Annotated in this window: 16 protein-coding genes; 5 read left to right on the top strand and 11 right to left on the bottom strand. The window is 61.5% G+C overall.

The window, feature by feature from the left end; translation table 11 throughout:
* Positions 1-30 precede the first annotated feature (30 nt).
* Both M5B97_RS03910 and M5B97_RS03905 read right to left on the bottom strand, forming a co-directional pair.
* Positions 31-465 (bottom strand): DoxX family protein, encoded by a 435-nt coding sequence (locus tag M5B97_RS03910; RefSeq protein WP_248730802.1) that lies wholly within the window; start codon positions 463-465, stop codon positions 31-33.
* A 103-nt stretch (positions 466-568) separates the two neighbouring features.
* Complete coding sequence (locus M5B97_RS03905; protein WP_248730801.1) at positions 569-1,990, bottom strand: transglycosylase SLT domain-containing protein; 1,422 nt, start codon at positions 1,988-1,990, stop codon at positions 569-571.
* A 235-nt stretch (positions 1,991-2,225) separates the two neighbouring features.
* Here M5B97_RS03905 and M5B97_RS03900 point away from each other — a divergent pair, with 235 nt between their 5' ends.
* From M5B97_RS03900 to M5B97_RS03890, 3 genes are all read left to right on the top strand, one after another.
* Positions 2,226-3,032: a TatD family hydrolase gene (locus tag M5B97_RS03900; protein ID WP_248730800.1), complete on the top strand. Its 807-nt coding sequence runs from the start codon at positions 2,226-2,228 to the stop codon at positions 3,030-3,032.
* 110 nt (positions 3,033-3,142) lie between these two features.
* Positions 3,143-4,624, top strand: a complete 1,482-nt coding sequence (locus M5B97_RS03895; RefSeq protein ID WP_248730799.1) for a methyl-accepting chemotaxis protein — start codon at positions 3,143-3,145, stop codon at positions 4,622-4,624.
* Positions 4,625-4,883: 259 nt separating this feature from the next.
* Positions 4,884-5,246, top strand: coding sequence for an Mpo1-like protein (locus M5B97_RS03890; protein ID WP_123715183.1), 363 nt, complete (start codon positions 4,884-4,886; stop codon positions 5,244-5,246).
* Between the two features lie 2 nt (positions 5,247-5,248).
* On the opposite strand, the gene M5B97_RS03885 is transcribed toward M5B97_RS03890, so the two are convergent.
* The 3 genes from M5B97_RS03885 to M5B97_RS03875 form a co-directional block, all read right to left on the bottom strand.
* On the bottom strand, positions 5,249-6,046 hold the full coding sequence (locus M5B97_RS03885) for an acyl-CoA thioesterase domain-containing protein (RefSeq protein ID WP_134659784.1): 798 nt from the start codon (positions 6,044-6,046) through the stop codon (positions 5,249-5,251).
* Between the two features lie 90 nt (positions 6,047-6,136).
* Positions 6,137-6,898, bottom strand: a complete 762-nt coding sequence (locus tag M5B97_RS03880; RefSeq protein ID WP_248730798.1) for a CHAD domain-containing protein — start codon at positions 6,896-6,898, stop codon at positions 6,137-6,139.
* 44 nt (positions 6,899-6,942) lie between these two features.
* Positions 6,943-7,221, bottom strand: a complete 279-nt coding sequence (locus M5B97_RS03875) for a hypothetical protein (RefSeq protein WP_010176194.1) — start codon at positions 7,219-7,221, stop codon at positions 6,943-6,945.
* 216 nt (positions 7,222-7,437) lie between these two features.
* Here M5B97_RS03875 and M5B97_RS03870 point away from each other — a divergent pair, with 216 nt between their 5' ends.
* Positions 7,438-8,475 (top strand): patatin-like phospholipase family protein, encoded by a 1,038-nt coding sequence (locus M5B97_RS03870; RefSeq protein ID WP_248730797.1) that lies wholly within the window; start codon positions 7,438-7,440, stop codon positions 8,473-8,475.
* Between the two features lie 47 nt (positions 8,476-8,522).
* Here M5B97_RS03870 and M5B97_RS03865 read toward each other — a convergent pair whose 3' ends face one another.
* From M5B97_RS03865 to kdpF, 6 genes are all read right to left on the bottom strand, one after another.
* Positions 8,523-9,212 (bottom strand): response regulator, encoded by a 690-nt coding sequence (locus M5B97_RS03865; protein ID WP_134659778.1) that lies wholly within the window; start codon positions 9,210-9,212, stop codon positions 8,523-8,525.
* A 37-nt stretch (positions 9,213-9,249) separates the two neighbouring features.
* Entirely contained in the window at positions 9,250-11,901 is a 2,652-nt protein-coding gene (locus M5B97_RS03860; RefSeq protein ID WP_248730796.1) for a sensor histidine kinase KdpD, read from the bottom strand.
* Positions 11,902-12,034: 133 nt separating this feature from the next.
* Positions 12,035-12,580: a potassium-transporting ATPase subunit KdpC gene (gene kdpC / locus M5B97_RS03855; RefSeq protein ID WP_248730795.1), complete on the bottom strand. Its 546-nt coding sequence runs from the start codon at positions 12,578-12,580 to the stop codon at positions 12,035-12,037.
* 39 nt (positions 12,581-12,619) lie between these two features.
* Positions 12,620-14,683, bottom strand: coding sequence for a potassium-transporting ATPase subunit KdpB (kdpB, locus tag M5B97_RS03850; RefSeq protein WP_248730794.1), 2,064 nt, complete (start codon positions 14,681-14,683; stop codon positions 12,620-12,622).
* A 9-nt stretch (positions 14,684-14,692) separates the two neighbouring features.
* The gene (gene kdpA, locus M5B97_RS03845; RefSeq protein WP_123715175.1) at positions 14,693-16,387 is read right to left on the bottom strand and encodes a potassium-transporting ATPase subunit KdpA; all 1,695 of its coding nucleotides are present in this window, start codon (positions 16,385-16,387) and stop codon (positions 14,693-14,695) included.
* Between the two features lie 9 nt (positions 16,388-16,396).
* The gene (gene kdpF, locus M5B97_RS03840) at positions 16,397-16,486 is read right to left on the bottom strand and encodes a K(+)-transporting ATPase subunit F (protein WP_003218754.1); all 90 of its coding nucleotides are present in this window, start codon (positions 16,484-16,486) and stop codon (positions 16,397-16,399) included.
* Between the two features lie 410 nt (positions 16,487-16,896).
* Between kdpF and eat the strand changes: the two genes are divergently transcribed.
* A complete protein-coding gene (eat, locus tag M5B97_RS03835) occupies positions 16,897-18,261 on the top strand; it encodes an ethanolamine permease (RefSeq protein WP_248730793.1) in 1,365 nt (454 codons plus the stop codon).
* Positions 18,262-18,321: the final 60 nt, after the last annotated feature.

The following is an 18,321-nucleotide window of genomic DNA, read 5'->3' as shown; positions in this document are numbered from 1 at the left end:
TGGCGGGCTTTTTGGGGACGTACCCAGGGATCAGCGACTGATAGCGCCGTCGGCTGACAGTTTGCCGGCGCCTTCCAGCAGCACCGCCAGCGAGCCGCCCAGCAGGGCCAGTGCGAACTCATAACCGTTGTTGGCCATAAACAGGCCGTTATGGATATGCACCGAGAAAATCGCCACCAGCGACAGGATGGTCAAACCCAATGCCGCAGGGCGTACCAACAGGCCGATGATCAGCGCCAGGCCGGCGAAGAACTCGGTACCACCTGACAACACGGCCATCAGTGTGCCCGGAGCCAGGCCGATACTTTCCATCCATTGCGCCGTGCCGGCCAGACCGTAACCGCCAAACCAGCCGAAGAGCTTTTGCGAACCGTGAGCGGCGAAGATAATGCCGACGACGATACGCAGAATCGTCAGGCCATACCCGGCGCGGGTGGAAAAAATGCTTTTGATCAGTGGGCTCATCGGGGGTAATCCTTTTCAAAGTAGAGGGGGTTGGCCGCTATATTAATCAGATTAAGCAATGATAAAAGCCGAAAATATGCCTGATCATCATCGATTTAATCGATTATTTACGTGAGACAATTTTTGGCCCCGCCGGCTCCAGGGACTCCCGCTCCCGATTGAACGCCAAGTAATATTTGTTCACGCTATTAACATAGCTGACGCCACTCATACCCACCTGCTCCATGGCAATGCGTTCAACCTGGAAGAACCACTGATTCGGATTGAGCCCACGCCGACGCGCCTCCGCACGCATGCCTTGCACCCGCTCCGGCCCCATGTTGTACGCCGCCAGCACAAAGGCCATGCGCTCTCTTTCATTGAGCTTGGGGCTTGCGAAAAACTTTCGACGGATCATCGACAGGTAACGCGCGCCCGCCTGCACATTGTTATCAAGGCTCTCGATACTGTTCACTCCGACGCGTTGCGCCGCCGAAGGGGTGATCTGCATCAATCCCGTAGGGCCACCGCTGTTGCGCGCTCCGGGGTCGAGTGCGGATTCCTTGAACGCCAACGCGGCCAGGTTCAACCAGTCCATGCCCTGCTCCCGGGCATGTTTTTGCAGGACCGGCCGCAGCTTCTCCAGACGCTGGCGGTCGGCGCGGGCCAGTGGATTGCGCACCTGATAGAGGCGTCGGTAGATGCGTTGGAATGCCACATCCTGATCGGACGGGGTTCGATAAGTCTTGAGAAAGCGATCGATACTGGCCCGCAGCATTGAAGCATCCTGGCGCACGAACCAATATTCGTCAGCCGGCTCGCTGATCACTACCTGTTTATCAAAGCGAAGCTTGGGCAGGATTTTCGACCAGCGTTCGGCAATGGGCTTCTCAACGATGGTCAAGTGGAAGATCCCGGCCTGGACCATCTCCAGCACATCTTCCACCGCCAATGTGGGATCGACCCATTCCACCTTCACCGGCGGTAGTTTGTGCAGCGCCAGCTTCTGATTGACCTGGCTGATGGCATCCGCCGCAGCACTGCCGGCAGTCAGCGACAACGTGCGCCCTGACAACTGTTCAAGCCTGGTAAACCGCCGCTCCCCTTTCACACCCACCAGCCATAACGGCACATTGCTGACGATCGGATCGCTGGTGCTGAGCTTGTGCGCAGCCTTCACATCCAACAGTTCACCCGGGGCCACCAGATCACCTTCGCCACGGGCCAACGCACCAAGCAACTGGTCCTTGGCCTTGGGAATGATCTTGAGGTTGATTTCTTCACCGTCACGGGCATGGCCGTTCAAGTACTGCTCGAAGGCGCGCAAACGGTGGTATTCGACACCGATGGCCTGGCCCTGGATTTCGCCGGAGCTGTTGCGGCTCTGATTGACCAGCACGCGCAAGGTGCGGCTGGAACGAATTTGCGCCAGGTCTCGCACCTTGCCGGGCTTGGTCACTTCCACCGGGCCGTCCAGACGTGCCGCCGCCGTCATGGGCAGCAACAACGTCAGGCACAACATAAGCAACGCCGAGTGTCGGATCATCCGCTCTCCGCAAAGAATACTGGCCAGCACCATCGTGAAAGGTGAGGGCTGGGGGTCAGAAACAGAGCGCTTTAAGCGCTGGCAAGGCGCGCAACGGCGGCATGGAGGCAGGCGTTCGGCCAACCACAATGTCACTTGCGACGTTCAAAGACAGCTTTAACTCGTTGTAGTTCTTCGTTTTTCTTATAAATCTACAGCTCTGATATGCTTTCCGACCGCAGGCGGAGATAGCACCATGCAACTCATTGATATCGGCGTCAACCTGACCAACCCCAGTTTCGACGAGAGGCACCAAGCCGTTCTTGACCGCGCCTATGCCGCCGGCGTGCAGCAATTGGTGCTTACCGGCACCAGTGTCGACGGCAGCGAACAGGCCCTGGAACTGTGCGTAAAACTCGATGACGGCGGCCAGCACCTATTCAGCACGGCCGGCATCCACCCGCATTCCGCCAGCGACTGGAACGGCGACAGCGCACAGCGTTTACGCAACTTGCTCAGCGAAAGCCGCGTGCGTGCAGTGGGCGAATGCGGGCTGGACTTCAACCGGGACTTCTCCCCACGCCCTCAGCAGGAAAAAGTCCTCGAAGAACACCTGGCCCTGGCGGTCGAATTGAAACTGCCGGTGTTTCTCCACGAACGCGATGCCAACCAGCGGCTGCTGGAGATCCTCAAGGATTACCGCGACCACCTGACCGCCGCCGTTGTGCATTGCTTCACCGGTGAGCAACACGCGCTCTTCAGCTACCTCGACCTTGATTTGCATATCGGTATCACCGGCTGGATCTGCGACGAACGTCGTGGGACACACCTGCATCCGCTGGTCAGGGAAATCCCCCGTGGCCGTCTGATGCTGGAAAGCGATGCGCCGTACCTGCTGCCGCGCACGCTGCGACCAAAGCCGAAAAATGGCCGCAATGAACCGGCCTATTTGCCGGAAGTATTGCGTGAAGTCGCCCTGCATCGTAATGAAACCCTGGAAGACCTGGCCGAGCACAGCACCGCCTGCGCCCGCGCCTTTTTTGGGCTGCCCCGCCTGGATTGATACAGCGGGGTTGATGCGGCGCGTTGACCCATGTCAAAACCGGTTTTCTGAATAGCGGCACAATAATGGCACCTTGCCAATGCTGTTTCCGCTATCAGAGAAAACCTTCCATGGGTGCCTGGCTTAGCAACATCTCGCTGAAATACAAATTCTGGGCCGTCAACGCGGTCGCCTTCATCACCACCCTCTTGCTGGTGCTGTACGCCGTGCAGCTCGAACAACAGGCGCGCAGCGATGCGTCGCAGACCTCGGCACAAGCGCAAGCGCGATTGCTCGCGGCCTGGCCTGCCGACAAGCCACTGCCGAAGGGTGAACATTGGCTCACGTTTGCCCGGGGTCAGGTTCCACAATTGGCAGGCCAGGATCTGTCAGCGCTCAGCAGCGCCAGCGGCTGGGTCGAGCTTGATCACATGCCCTTGTTCGGTGAAAACCCGCTGATCGGTGCAGACGTTATCGCTCGCGCCGACGGGCAACAGATCGCCGTGCTGACCTACGGACGCAGCCTGAGCCAGGTATTCGCCGAACGCTTCGTCAACTACGCCGTGGCCGTCCTTATCCTGATGCTGGCGATGCTCGGCGCCTCACAACTGCTGATTCGCTTCCTGCTCAGCCAACTCAATACCCTCAAGGATGTGATGCTGCACGTTGAGAAAACCGGCGATCTGTCGGCCCGCGTGCCCCTGGCGTGCAAAGACGAAGTCGGCCAGATGGCCAGCGCGTTCAACGCCATGCAGGCCGGTTACCAGCGGGTGGTCAACACCGTGGCGTCCACCGCCCGGCAACTGGACGAGGGGGCCGCGCGGCTGGCCAGCAGCATGAACGAGGTGCAACACGGCATGCTCGGCCAGCAGAGCGAAACCGACCAGGCCGCCACCGCTATCAACGAGATGACCGCCACCGTCCACCACATCGCCCAGCACGCCGGCGCCACCCGCGACCTGTCCCAGACCGCCGACGCCCTCGCCGGCAGCGGCCAGGAGGTGGTCGCCCGGGTGCAACACTCGATTGCCGGGCTGTCCACCGGCGTGCAACAAACCGCTGAAATGATCCAGAAACTCGCCGAGGACAGCCAGAAAATCAACGGCGTGGTCAGCGTGATCCACAGCATCGCCGAACAGACCAACCTGCTCGCACTCAACGCCGCCATCGAAGCCGCCCGCGCCGGGGAAATGGGCCGTGGCTTTGCCGTGGTCGCCGACGAAGTACGCAACCTCGCCAAGCGTGTGCAAAGCTCCACCGACGAAATCACCCGCATGGTCTCGGCGCTGCAAGCCGGCACGCGCGATGCGGTGGATTTCATGCAGGAAAGCTCATTCAAGGCCGATGACTGCGTGCAGCAGGCCCAGGAAGCCGGCGCCGCACTGGCCGAAATTACCGGCGCCGTGGCACAGATGCGCGAGAGCAACACCCAGATCGCCGTGGCCGCCGAACAGCAAAGCCATGTCGCCGAAGAAATGAACCGGGCGGTGGTGAGTATTCGTGATGTGACAGAAAACACCGTGCAACAGACCATCGGCTCAGCCAGCACCAGCAATGAACTGGCCACGCTGGCAGGAGAGTTGAGCAAGGCGATCGGGCAGTTGAAGCTGTAGGGCTGTTCAACCTGTAATCCTGTGCCTACATCAAAACCTCGGGTTAGCCGAGGTTTTGCCGGAACGTCCGGGTCTTCCCGGCGAATAACACCGACGTCTTTTTCCTACCCAACTCTCCAACGTCTCTAGGACATCGACAACGCGCAGGTTTGCCACAAATAGCCTTCTATCGCCGTCATAGCCAGCCCCAATTCGCCTCCCCGACGTCCCCCGCCTAGACTCTCTCCATGTTGTTTCAACGGACAGAGGATTCACCATCATGGGCAAACGTCATCCCAATCTCCCCGCCTGGCAATGGCGTAACTACCCGCAGAACCATCAACACCCGACCAACCTGGCACTGCACTTGATTGCCGTGCCGCTGTTTATCATCGGGTTTCTGTTGATCGTATCCGGGGTATTCAGCCTGAGCCTGGCCAGCGTGGCCGTGGGTGTTATCGGTATCCTGGCCGGCCTGGCGTTGCAACGCCATGGACATAGCCTGGAAGCCCAGGCCAGCGAGCCCTTCAGTGATCGTAAAGATGCGGTACAACGCCTGGTGGTCGAGCAGTTCGTGACTTTCCCGCGTTTTGTATTGAGCGGTGGCTGGTGGCGTGCCTGGCGACAGCGCCACAGGCATTGACGTCAGGCGAAGACCACGACGCTCTGGCGGCTGATGGCGATCAACTCACCACTCGGGCCCCAGAGTGCGGCGGCGGCATGGCCGTAGCCATCGCGGGCGTATTCGATATTGACGTAGTACTGGCACCAGTCGAGGGTGCTCAGCTGTTGCAACGGTTGGATAAATTCGATGGTCCAGGTCAAGGTGCTGCCCGGCGCAGGTTTTGTAAGGTGCGGCAGCAAGGCCGGCGGCCAGGCGTCAACCAGCGCCAGAATATGTGCCTCGGTCAATGCCTCTTCCTTCACATCGCCGCGCAGGCGCACCCAGCCGCCCATATCGCGTGATTTATTGCCAGTGAACGGCAGCCCGCCGACGCTCCATCGCATCGCCAGATGCCGCATGAACTCGGGGGTGACCCCTTTGATATACGGCAACTCCTGGCAATCATCCCAGTGCTTGAAAGCCGGTGCAGGTTCGCTCGCTACATCAATCTGCGATTCACGGGCCGCGCCAAAACTGGCCTGGACCACCGTGGCGACTTCGCCGTTCTGCACCACACGGCCGAGTAACTGGCTGACGGCCTTGCCTTCGCGCAGTACCTCCACGTGGTAACCGGCGGGCACGTCAGGCTCAACCGGGCCGACGAAGGTGATCGCCAGTGAGCGCAATGGACGATCCGCCGGCACCTGGGCACGCAGGGCTTCGTATTGCAAGGCGGCGACCAGACCACCAAACGTCGCACGACCCTGGCCCCATTCGGCAGGAATGGTGACATCCAGCGGGTTGCTACGGGCGGCATCGAGCAAATCACTAAAGCGCATGGGGACCTCACATCGGGAACACGGATTGGGCGATCTTAACCAGCGTGTGATGACTGCACAGCGCCCATACCGGCCAAAAACCGGACCGGTTCAGAAACAATCGGCGCTGAGTTTATCCAGCACCCGATCCGCATGCCCTTCTGCCTTGGCCATGGTGCGATGCCATACCGCAACGCAGGGTTGCAAATCCGCTTGATGTTCGGCCTGGGCCAGCCACTGCCAGCAGTCGTGCCAGTCGCCCAAGGCGCCTTGGGCACTCTTGAGACGGGAGATGGCTTTGGCGGGGAGTTTGTCCAGCTTGGGGTAGGCCTCGGCAGCGTAGCGCACGCGCTTGATCAGCAAGCGCAGGCGGTGACGGTCATGGCCGGGTTCCTTCAAGGCATCGCCGAGTTTTTCCCATTGCTTGGCGAGACGTTTTTCGATGCGTGGGCGCAAGCCCTTGAGCAGTTTCTGATGCTCGGATGCGCGAATAAAACGTGGGAAAGCGTCGAGGATCAACAACAGGTGGGCCACCTCGGGGCTTTGCGCAATGTCCCGATAAGCATCGGGTTGCAAGCGCAAACGCCGCGCGGCGGCCTCGTGATAACCCTGCTGGAGCAGGTAAGCAGCCAGCACCTCTCGATCCCGCAGCGGCGTGGTCAACTGGCCGACCGCCTTGGCGGCCAATTCAAGCTGCTCCACTCCGGGCAAGCCGCGCAGAGGACGCAACAGGCTGCGCAGGCGGCGCACAGTAGTGCGCAGATCATGCAGGGCTTCATCGTCGGTGACGGCAGCGAGACGAGCCTGGCAGCTCAATAATCCTACTTCCAGGCCAATGACCTGAACGACTAACTGATCGACCAAGGCTGACATCCCTTCCTCCGCTGACGATGAAACTCTCTGCCAACTGCTACGGTTTAACGGCCGGCGCGCGACTCACGAATATAGAACCGGGCCTTCTCGGCCTTGTTGGAGCAACCCTCAAAAGCTTCGAATTGCTGCTGGGTCTTGGCGCCAGTCAACAGGGACAGCGCTTTGGAGTAACTGACAGTCCCAGCGAATCCCTCGGCCTTGGCCAGGTCCAGCTCATGCCAGGCGGCATCCAGTTGCGTGCCACAGCTATCACGGTACGCAGTTTTCCCGGCACAACCGGCCAGAGCCAACACGATCACAGGCACACACATCCAGGCTTTCATCGATGACACCTCAAAATAAACAGAAACAGTCGTAGCCTGTAGACGTTGCCTACAGGGAAAAGTGCCTTGTCCGGCTACCCGAAAGCAAAACTGACTATAGCCAGAGCATACCCGAGCGCCCTGGCTAATCAGGAAAAATATTCCGCACATCGACGAAGATTGAGCCGCCACTCGGATGAGCGCATTGTGGTCAACTGTTTTGCGAAGGATCAGCTCATGAAGAAACGTGTGGCCTTGGTACTGGGCTCCGGGGGGGCTCGGGGATACGCTCATATTGGCGTGATCGAAGAAATCGAACGGCGCGGTTATGACATCGCCTGTATCGCCGGTTGTTCCATGGGCGCGGTGGTGGGTGGGATCTACGCAGCCGGCAAATTGGATGAGTATCGAAACTGGATTGAAAGCCTCGACTACCTCGACGTGCTGCGCCTGGTGGATGTGAGCTTTCGCCTGGGTGCCATTCGTGGCGAGAAAGTCTTCGGGCAGATCCGCAAGATCGTTGGCGAACTCAATATCGAAGAGCTGCGCATTCCCTACACCGCCGTCGCCACCGACCTGACCAACCAACAGGAAATCTGGTTTCAGGAGGGCTGCCTGCACCAGGCCATGCGTGCCTCAGCGGCGATTCCCAGCCTGTTCACCCCAGTGATGCAGGGCAACCGCATGCTGGTGGACGGAGGCCTGCTCAACCCATTGCCGATCGTGCCGGTGGTGTCGAGCCATTGCGACTTGATCATCGCGGTCAACCTCAATGCCACCAACCAAAAGCACTACCACTTGCCGCTGATCCAACGCCCGCCCGCGTTCAAGAGTCGCTTCAACAACCTGGCGAGATCCCTGGGCTCGCACCTGCCGTTTCGACGCAAACAAGCTGAACAATTAATGAAGCTGGAACAGGAGGCCTTGCAGGCCGAAGCGGCAGAGATCAACCCGTGGCTGGAATCGGCAGAGCCCGAAGCCCAGCAGCCTGCGGCGGCACCGGAAACAGAAGGCGCACCGAAGTCCGCGACCGGTTCGTTCATCATCGATAACGTCGGCCCGGCGTCACTGCTGGATCTGATCAACCAGAGTTTCGAAGTGATGCAAACGTCACTGGCGCAGTACAAGATTGCCGGTTACCCGCCCGATGTGCTGATCAACGTGCCGAAGCGGGTGTGCCGGTTTTTCGAGTTCTACAAGGCGCCGGAGCTGATCGCCCTGGGGCGGCAAATCGCCAGCGATACCCTGGACCGGTATGAGAGTGAGCAGCACTGACATCGGCAGCCAGCCCCTCTCATCGGTGACCGGGTTCTCGTCAGAATCTAAGCATTCAACAATCGATACCCCACACCCGCCTCGGTCACGATGAACCTGGGCTGAGTGGGGTCATCCGCCAGCTTCTGCCGCAAGTGGCCCACGACGATGCGCAGGTAGTGGCTGTCCTCGGTATGGGTAGGCCCCCAGATATCCTTGAGCAGTTGCTGCTGGGTAATCACCCGTCCCGGATGCCGCGCCAACTGTGCCAGTACCGCGTACTCCTTGCGGGTGAGCGCCACTTCGGCACCGTCCAGCAGGACGCGACGATAGGCCAGGTCCACCGTCAGAGGGCCGAAATTCAAGGCAGCTTCCTGGGCCTCGCCCGCCGGCGCCTGGCGCAGCAATGCACGCACGCGGGCGAGAAACTCCTGGATACCGAACGGCTTGGTCACGTAGTCATTGGCGCCACCGTCGAGGGCCTCGACCTTCTGGCCTTCGCTGGCCCGCACCGACAGCACCAGGACCGGCACCGTCGACCACTCGCGAAACTCTCGCAGCACTTGCTGGCCGTCCATGTCGGGCAGGCCAAGGTCAAGTACCAGCAAGTCCGGCTTGCTCAGTGCCGCTTGGGCCAGGCCCTCGTTGCCGGTGCCGGCTTCGATCACTTTATAGCCCTGGGAGGCCAGGCTGATGCGCAAGAACTTGCGGATCTGCGGTTCGTCATCAATGACTAGAATCGTCGCGGTCTGGCTCATGGTGTCCAATCAAAATCCGTGGAGAAAAGAGGGTAGCTCAAGCCTCGCGCTCCAAGCCAGGCTGCGTCGGTAGCGGCAGGAACAAGGTGATGCAGGTGCCCCGCCCGTCAATGCCATCGGCCACGCTGATATGCCCGCCGTGGGCACCAACCATGCCCTGGCAAATCGCCAGGCCCAGACCCGTGCCCTGCCCGCCCCGGTCACCGCGAGCGGCGGTGTAGAACATATCGAAAATCTTTGCACGCTCATCCTCGGGAATCCCCGGGCCCTCATCGGCCACCGCGAAGAACAACTGCTCACCCGTCACGCCGGCGGTCAACTGCAAGCGGCCGTGAGGCGGAGAAAAACGCGCGGCATTTTCCAGCACATTGACCAAGGCTTGTTCGATCAACGCCGCGTGTACATACAACAGCGGCAGTTCAGCCGGTACATCGGCACTCACCTGCAACGGCGCGAGCACGGCGCGCAAACGACCGAGGGCACTGCCGACGATGTCGCCGGGTGACACCCAGTCCCGCGCCAGTTTCAACGCACCATGGCCCAGGCGCGTCATGTCCAGCAGGTTCTGGATATAGCGGTCGAGGCGCTCGGCTTCATCGCGGGTGCCTTCGAGCAACTCGCGGCGGTCGTCCAGAGGAATCGCTTCGCCAAGGGCCAACAAACTGTCGATGCTACCGCGCATGGACGTCAGCGGCGTGCGCAAATCGTGGGATACCGAAGCCAGCAAGGCGCTGCGCAACTGCTCGGTTTCGCCATGCAGCCGAGCGGATTCGAGTTCCTGCCCCAACTGGGCCCGTGCCAGTGCCTGTGCCAGCGGCTGGCTCAACGCAGTGAGCAGGCGACGGCGTTGGCCACTCAACTCCAGACCCGGTTTGGGGCTGACACCGAGCAATCCCAGGGGCCCCTCCTCGCTCGATAACGGCCACCACCACCAGCGCCCGAACGGCAAGGTGCCAGTGCCCATGCCGGCCGGTTGATCGTGCTGCCAGGCCCAATCGGCGGCGGCGCGCTCGGCTTCGGTAAGGGTCAGCGGGCCACCGGTCTCGACCTTCCAACCGCCCTGGCCGTCACGGTTGACCAGGCACAGGTCCAGGTCACTCCAGCCTTCCAAATGATGGGCCGCGGCGCTGATCACCGCCTGGCGATCGGTGGCCGCCGTCAGTTTGCGCGACAGGTCAAGCAGTTCGCTGGTTTCTTCCTGGGTATCACGCAGGGCCTGCAGTTGCCGGCGTTGGCGCGCAGCAAGGTTGCCGGTCAAAGCCGCCATCAACAGGAAGAACAACAGGGTCAGCACGTCCTCTTCACGCTGGATGGCAAACGAGAAATTCGGTGGGATAAACAGGAAATCGTAGGTCAGGAACGACAGCACTGCACACACCAGGGACGGTCCCAGGCTGCTGCGCACCGCCACCAGCAATACTGCCGCGAGAAACACCAGGGAAATATTCGGCAGCGGCAACACACTGGCCACCGCCCACGCCAGCGCAGCCGCGACGATGGTCGCCAACACCGCCAGGCCGTAGTCGAACCAGACCAGCCCGCGCACGTCCGGCAGGCGTGGCGGTGCGGGCATGTCGTCGCTGTCGAGCACGTTGATTTCCAGGCCCCGCGCATTGCGCAGCAAGCGCGCCGCCAGGCCGCCCCCAAACAACCGGCGCCGCCACCGCATCCGCGACTGCCCCACCAGCAACAGGCTGGCGCGGCGTTCGGCGGCATGCTGAATCAGCGTTTTCGCCACTTCCCCCGCCCGCAACAACACAACCTCACCGCCGAGCCGCTCAGCCAGTTGTTGCGCGTTCTGCAGGCGCAGGCGCGATTGCTCATCCCGCGCGCGCCCGTTGTCGACATGCACCAGGCTCCAGGGTAAATGCCGACGCTGGGCCACGCGGCTGGCATGCCGCACCAAACGTTCGGCCTGGGCATCACCATCCACCCCCACCAACAAACGCCCGCGTACCGTCGGTGCCGCCTGGCCGAGCTGACGATAGCCTTGAGCCAAATCGTCATCGACGTGAGCGGCAGCGGTTTGCATCGCCAACTCGCGCAGAGCCATCAGGTTGGTCTGGGTGAAAAACGCATCGATCGCCGCGCGGGCCTGTTCGGGCACGTAGACCTTGCCGTCGCGCAAACGCTCCAGCAGCTCACGGGATGGCAGGTCTATCAACAGCAATTCGTCCGCCTCTTGCAGCACCCAGTCCGGCAGCGTCTCGCGCACTTGCACGCCGGTGATGCCACGTACCTGGTCGTTGAGGCTTTCCAGGTGCTGGACGTTGACCGTGGTGAACACGTTGATGCCGGCGGCGAGCAGTTCCTGGATGTCCTGCCAGCGCTTTTCGTGACGGCTGCCGGGGGCGTTGCTGTGGGCCAACTCGTCCACCAGCACCAGCTTGGGCTTGGCGGCAAGCAGGCCGTCGAGGTCCATTTCTTCGAGCACCACACCGAGGTATTCGCTGCGCACCAAGGGTTGCTGCGGCAGGCCACTGAGCAGGGCTTCGGTCTCGGCGCGGCCATGGGTTTCGACCACCCCGGCGATCAGCCGCACGCCTTGGCGCAACTGGGTGTGGGCGGCCTGGAGCATGGCGTAGGTCTTGCCCACGCCCGGCGCGGCACCGAGGAAAACTTTGAGCCGGCCACGGCCGTCCCGGGGCAGTTCGGCTAACAGGGCATCGGCGCGGCCGGAGTCGCTCATGCGGGCAGTGTCCTTCAGGTATTTACGTAATCAGGCTCAATGAAAACAACTCGGGGTGGGGCCTTGCTCCCGATAGCGGCGGGCCAGGCGCTGATACACCGCTGATCGGCCGCAAGCCCCCTTCCACAAGGGTTCAGAGCTTTTCCAGGGCCATGTTCAGCGCCAGCACATTCACCACCGGCGGACCCACCAACGGGCTTTCGATGTGCTCATCCAGCAACCGTTGCAAAGTCGACACCGGCACATTCCGCGCGGCTGCCACCCGCGCCAGTTGATAGGCAATCGCCTGCGGTGGCAAGTGTGGATCAAGACCGCTGCCGGAGGTAGTCAGCGATGCCAAAGGTACCGGTCCCTGGCTCGGCACCCACTGCTTGTGCGCATCATCAACGATGCGCGTCGCCAACGCCGGGTTGCTTGGGCCGAGGTTGCTGGCGCTGCTGGAAACCGTCGCAAAGGCACCGGCCGATGGGCGCGGATGGAACCAGCCGTCACCGGTAAAATCCTGGGCGATCAGGCTGGAGCCGCGGACCTTGCCGCTGTCATCGCGTACCAGGCTGCCATTGGCCTGCGCGGGAAACGCAACTTGGGCGAAACCGGTGACGACCAAGGGGTAAGCCACGCCGGTGATCAGGGTCATGAGGACCAGCAGGCTTAGGGCCGGGCGGATCATGTTAGTCATCTTCACATCCTCAATAAATCGAGAAATTAATGGGGCGAGTTACACCAGGTGCAGTGCGGTCAACAGCATGTCGATCGCCTTGATACCCACGAACGGCACCAGAATCCCGCCCAGCCCGTAGATCAGCAGGTTGCGCCGCAGCAACGCCGCCGCACTGGCCGCCTGCACGCGCACACCGCGCAGCGCCAGGGGAATCAGCACCACGATGATCAGCGCGTTGAACACGATTGCCGAGAGAATCGCGCTTTGCGGGCTCTGCAAGTGCATGACGTTGAGCACGCCCAATTGCGGGTAGATCGAAGCGAACAGCGCCGGCAGGATCGCAAAGTACTTGGCCACGTCGTTGGCGATGGAAAAGGTGGTCAGCGCGCCACGGGTGACCAGCAACTCTTTGCCGATTTGCACCACGTCCAGCAGCTTGGTCGGGTCGCTGTCGAGATCGACCATATTGGCGGCTTCGCGGGCGGCCTGGGTGCCGTCGTTCATCGCCATGCCGACGTCCGCCTGGGCCAGCGCCGGGGCGTCGTTGGCGCCGTCGCCGCACATCGCCACCAATCGGCCGTCGTTCTGCTCGTGGCGTATACGGGCGAGTTTCTTCTCCGGCGTGGCTTCGGCCAGCACGTCATCCACACCCGCTTCGGCGGCAATCGCTGCGGCAGTCAGCGGGTTGTCGCCGGTGACCATCACCGTGCGGATGCCCAGTTTGCGCAGCTCGGCGAAACGCTCGCGAATGCCGGGCTTGACCACGTCTTTGAGGTGGATCGCACCGAGCAATTTGCCGTCGGCGCACACCAACAACGGGGTGCCGCCGCTCTGGGCGATCTTGTCGATTTCCCGCGACATGGCCGGTTGCAGATCGCTCCGTTGCTGGCCGATAAACGCCAGCAGCGAATCCACCGCGCCTTTGCGGAATACGCGGCCTTGGTAGTCGACACCGGACAAGCGGGTTTCGGCACTGAACGGCACGCCGGTCAGTTCATCCGGGTGCGGTTCCGCCTGTGGGTGCAAGGCGCGCAGGTATTCGACGATGGATTTGCCTTCCGCGGTGTCATCCGCCAGGGAGGCCAGCAATGCACCTTCGGCCAATTCCCGACCGCTCACGCCAGGCGCCGCCAGCACCGCCGCGCAACGGCGGTTACCGAAGGTGATGGTGCCGGTCTTGTCCAACAGCAGTACATGCACGTCCCCCGCCGCTTCCACGGCACGGCCGGACTTGGCAATCACATTCAGACGCACCAGACGGTCCATGCCCGCGATACCGATGGCCGACAACAAACCACCAATGGTCGTAGGAATCAGTGTCACCAGCAATGCGACCAGGAACACCAGCGGCAAGCTGCCATTGGCGAAGTGGGCGAACGGCTGCAGGGTGACCACCACCAACAGGAAAATCAGGGTCAGGCCGATCAGCAGGATGTCCAGCGCGACTTCGTTGGGGGTTTTCTGGCGCTTGGCGCCTTCCACCAGCGCGATCATGCGGTCCAGCGTGGACTCGCCGGGGTTGGCGGTGATACGGATCAGCAGCCAGTCGGACACCAGGCGCGTGTTGCCGGTGACGGCCGAACGGTCACCGCCGGACTCGCGGATCACCGGTGCGGATTCGCCAGTGATCGCCGCCTCGTTGACCGCCGCGATCCCTTCGATGACCTCGCCGTCACCGGGGATCATTTCGCCGGCGGCAACGCGTACCACATCGCCTTTGCGCAGACTGGTGGCCGGCACCACCTTGAAGCTGCCATCGGCCTCTTTACGGCGTGCGCTCAGCCCTTCGCTGCCGGCCTTGAGGCTGTCGGCGCGGGCCTTGCCGCGACCTTCGGCCAAGGCTTCGGCGAAGTTGGCGAACAACACGGTGAACCACAGCCACACCGCGATTTGCACGGCGACAAAAGTCGGCACGGCGGTGTCGGGCACGAAGCACAGTACGGTCGTAAGAATGGCGGTCAGTTCAACCACCAGCATGACCGGCGAGCGTTGCAGTTGCCGAGGGTCCAGCTTGACGAAAGCCTGGCCCAGCGCCGGGCGCCAGAGGGCGGAGATGGCGGTCTTGGCGGGTTCATGAGTGGCCACGGGGGCCGCATTTTTTGCAGGCATATTCATTGTCATAACCCCTTATCAGAAGCCCATGCTCAAGTGTTCGGCGATGGGGCCCAACGCCAGCGTCGGCAGGAAAGTCAGGCCGCCCACCAGCAAGATGGTCACGGTCAGCAACGTCACGAACAGCGGGCCGTGGGTGGGGAAGCTGTTCTGGCCAATCGGCGCGGTTTTCTTCATCGCCAGGCTACCGGCCAGGGCCAGTACCGGGAGGATGTAGCCGAAACGACCGATCAACATACCCAGGCCCAACATCAGGTTATGGAACGGGGTATTGCCACTGAAGCCGCCGAACGCCGAGCCGTTGTTAGCGCTCGCCGAGGTATAGGCGTAGAGCAACTGGCTGAAACCGTGAGGCCCAGGGTTGCTGATGGCGCCGGCCGGCCCAGGCAGGCTGGCAGCCACAGCGCCGAGAACCAATACACCCACCGGCATGACCAGTAAGGTCACCACGAGTAATTGCACCTCCTTGGCCTGCAGCTTCTTGCCCAGGTATTCCGGGGTACGGCCGATCATCAGCCCGGCGAGGAACACCGCGATCAAGACGTTGAGCAACATGCCGTACAGGCCCGCACCAACGCCGCCGAAGATCACTTCGCCGACCATCATGTTGACCAACGCCACCATCCCGCTCAGGGGGTTGAGGCTGTCTTGCATGCCGTTGACCGAACCGTTGGACGCTGCCGTGGTGGTCACCGACCACAACACGGTGCCAGTGGTGCCGAAGCGCGCTTCTTTGCCTTCAAGCGGTGCGGTTTGCTCAACGGCGGGGTTGTTCAGGGCCGGGTTGGGCTGGTATTCGGCCCACAGCGAAGTGGCGCCGCCAATCAGGAACAGGGCCAGCATGCAGCCCAGGATCGCGCGGCTCTGACGCAGGTCTTTGACGTAGTGACCGAAGGTGAACACCAGCGCCACCGGGATCAGGATGATCGCGGCCAATTCAAACAGGTTGGCCCAGGCTGTCGGATCTTCGAAAGGGTGCGCCGAGTTGACGCCGAAGAAGCCACCACCGTTGGTGCCCAATTGTTTAATTGCAATCTGGCTGGCGGCCGGGCCGAGCGGAATCACTTGATCCACGCCCTGCATCGTCACCGCGTCAACGTAATGGGCGAAGGTTTGCGGAACGCCCTGCCAGACCAGGAACAACGCCAACACCAGGCACAACGGCAACAGGCCATAAAGGGTGGCGCGGGTCATGTCGACCCAGAAGTTGCCCAGGGTCTTGGTGGACTTGCGACCGATCCCACGGCAGAGCGCGACCAGGACGGCCAGACCGGTGGCGGCGCTGACGAAGTTCTGCACGGTCAGGCCGGCCATCTGGCTGAGGTAGCTCAGGGAGGCTTCACCGCTGTAGTTCTGCCAGTTGGTATTGGTCATGAAACTGACCGCGGTATTGAAGGCCAGCGTCCATTCCTGGCCCGGCAATTTCTGCGGGTTCAGTGGGAGGTAGTCCTGGAACATCAGGATCGCGAACAGCAACACAAAGCCGGCCAGGTTGAACGCGATCAGCGCCAGCGTGTACTTCTGCCAGCTCTGTTCCTGGTGCTCATCTACGCCCGACAGGCGATAGCAGGCTTTTTCCACAGGCGCTAAAACCGGGCTCAACCAAGTGCGCTGGCCTTCCATCACCTTGTAGTAGAACCGCCCGAGGAACGGTGCCGGCACCAGCACCACGGCAAAAAAGGCGATGATCAGCCAATAGTCATAACTGTGCATAGCCCGCTCCTAGTTCCGATCCGCGCGTAGCAGCGCAACCAGCAGATAAATGAACAGTGCCACGGCCAATAGCAGTGACACCCCGTCCAGAACGCTCATGGAAGTCTCTCCGTTTTGCGGCGATTGCCGCGTGTAGGGCAATTGTCCGCAGGAGGGGCGTAAAGGAACGAGAGCGAGGACACGGGCGGGGCGTAAAGACGGCGTAAAGAGTGGCTTTATGCGCGGTTTACGCAGGGATTTGTAGCGGCTGGGCGGGCCTCATCGCGCGTTCACGCCCACGCCCACATGTTGATCAGTGCTTGCCATGACAGCTCGGTCAAATGTGCGGGTTTGCTCTCGATGGCGCCAGCCAATGCACCCGCGCACTTCTCTGGTGCGTCTCGGCCGACATTCAAACGCCAAACCGTCCCCCGAACGACAACAGCGCGGCTTTACGACAATGATTCTCAGGCTGGCATGGCCGCTGCAACACCTTGAATCATTCCAACCGGTTCAGGGAGCACCACACAATGAACACACAACTCAAACCCACGCTGGGCACCTTGCACCTGTGGGGCATCGCGGTCGGGTTAGTGATTTCCGGCGAATACTTCGGCTGGAGCTACGGCTGGGGCGTGGCAGGCACGCTCGGCTTTCTGGTGACGTCGCTGATGGTCGCGGCGATGTACACCTGCTTTATCTTCAGTTTCACCGAGCTGACAACTGCGATTCCTCATGCCGGCGGGCCGTTTGCCTACAGCCGTCGTGCCTTTGGTGAAAAAGGCGGTTTGATCGCCGGGCTCGCGACCTTGATTGAGTTTGTGTTTGCGCCTCCCGCCATCGCTTTGGCCATTGGTGCTTACCTGAATGTGCAGTTCCCCGCACTGGACCCGAAACATGCGGCCGTCGGTGCCTACATCGTGTTCATGGGCCTGAACATTCTCGGTGTGAAACTTGCCGCCACGTTCGAACTGGTGGTGTGTGTGCTGGCGGTCGCCGAATTGCTGGTGTTCATGGGCGTGGTCGCGCCGGCATTCAGCTTCAGCAACTTTGCCCTCAATGGCTGGGCCGGTGCGGATACTTTCGGCGCTCCGGCGATTGCCGGGATGTTTGCGGCGATCCCCTTCGCCATCTGGTTCTTCCTGGCCATCGAAGGTGCCGCCATGGCGGCTGAAGAAGCGAAAGATCCTAAGCGCACCATCCCAAAAGCCTACATCAGCGGCATCCTGACGCTGGTGATCCTCGCCATGGGCGTGATGTTCTTTGCCGGTGGAGTGGGCGACTGGCGTGCACTCTCGAATATCAACGACCCGCTGCCTCAAGCCATGAAAGCGGTGGTGGGTAACGGCTCCGGCTGGCTGCACATGCTGGTGTGGATCGGTCTGTTCGGCCTGGTGGCAAGTTTTCACGGCATCATCCTCGGCTACTCGCGTCAGTTCTTTGCCCTGGCGCGTGCCGGCTACTTGCCGTCTTTCCTGGCCAAACTGTCACGTTTCCAGACACCGCACCGGGCAATCATCGCCGGTGGCGTGGTCGGCATCGCCGCGATCTACAGTGATGGCCTGATCAATCTGGGCGGCATGACACTGACAGCGGCGATGATCACCATGGCAGTGTTCGGAGCAATCGTGATGTACATCATGAGCATGCTCAGCCTGTTCAAACTGCGTAAGACCGAGCCGCTTCTGGAACGCACCTTCCGCGCGCCGGGCTACCCCATCGTGCCGGGCATCGCGCTGGTGCTGGCGGTGGTGTGCCTGGTGGCCATGGTCTGGTTCAATGCGCTGATCGGGCTGATCTTCCTGGGGTTCATGCTGGTGGGGTTCGTGTACTTCCAGATGACCGCACAGGACCGCGCCGATGCACCGGCAGATGCAATGCTGACGGGGCTCTGATCTACTGAGGCAGAACGGGCCTACACTGAACTAGTAAGAAAGCCCGTCACTCAAAGCAGT

It is taken from the genome of Pseudomonas sp. MWU13-2517 (assembly GCF_023242545.1).
Lineage (GTDB): Bacteria > Pseudomonadota > Gammaproteobacteria > Pseudomonadales > Pseudomonadaceae > Aquipseudomonas.
Note: the sequence above shows the minus strand (reverse complement) of the source record. Positions and strands in the feature narration are given on the sequence as shown.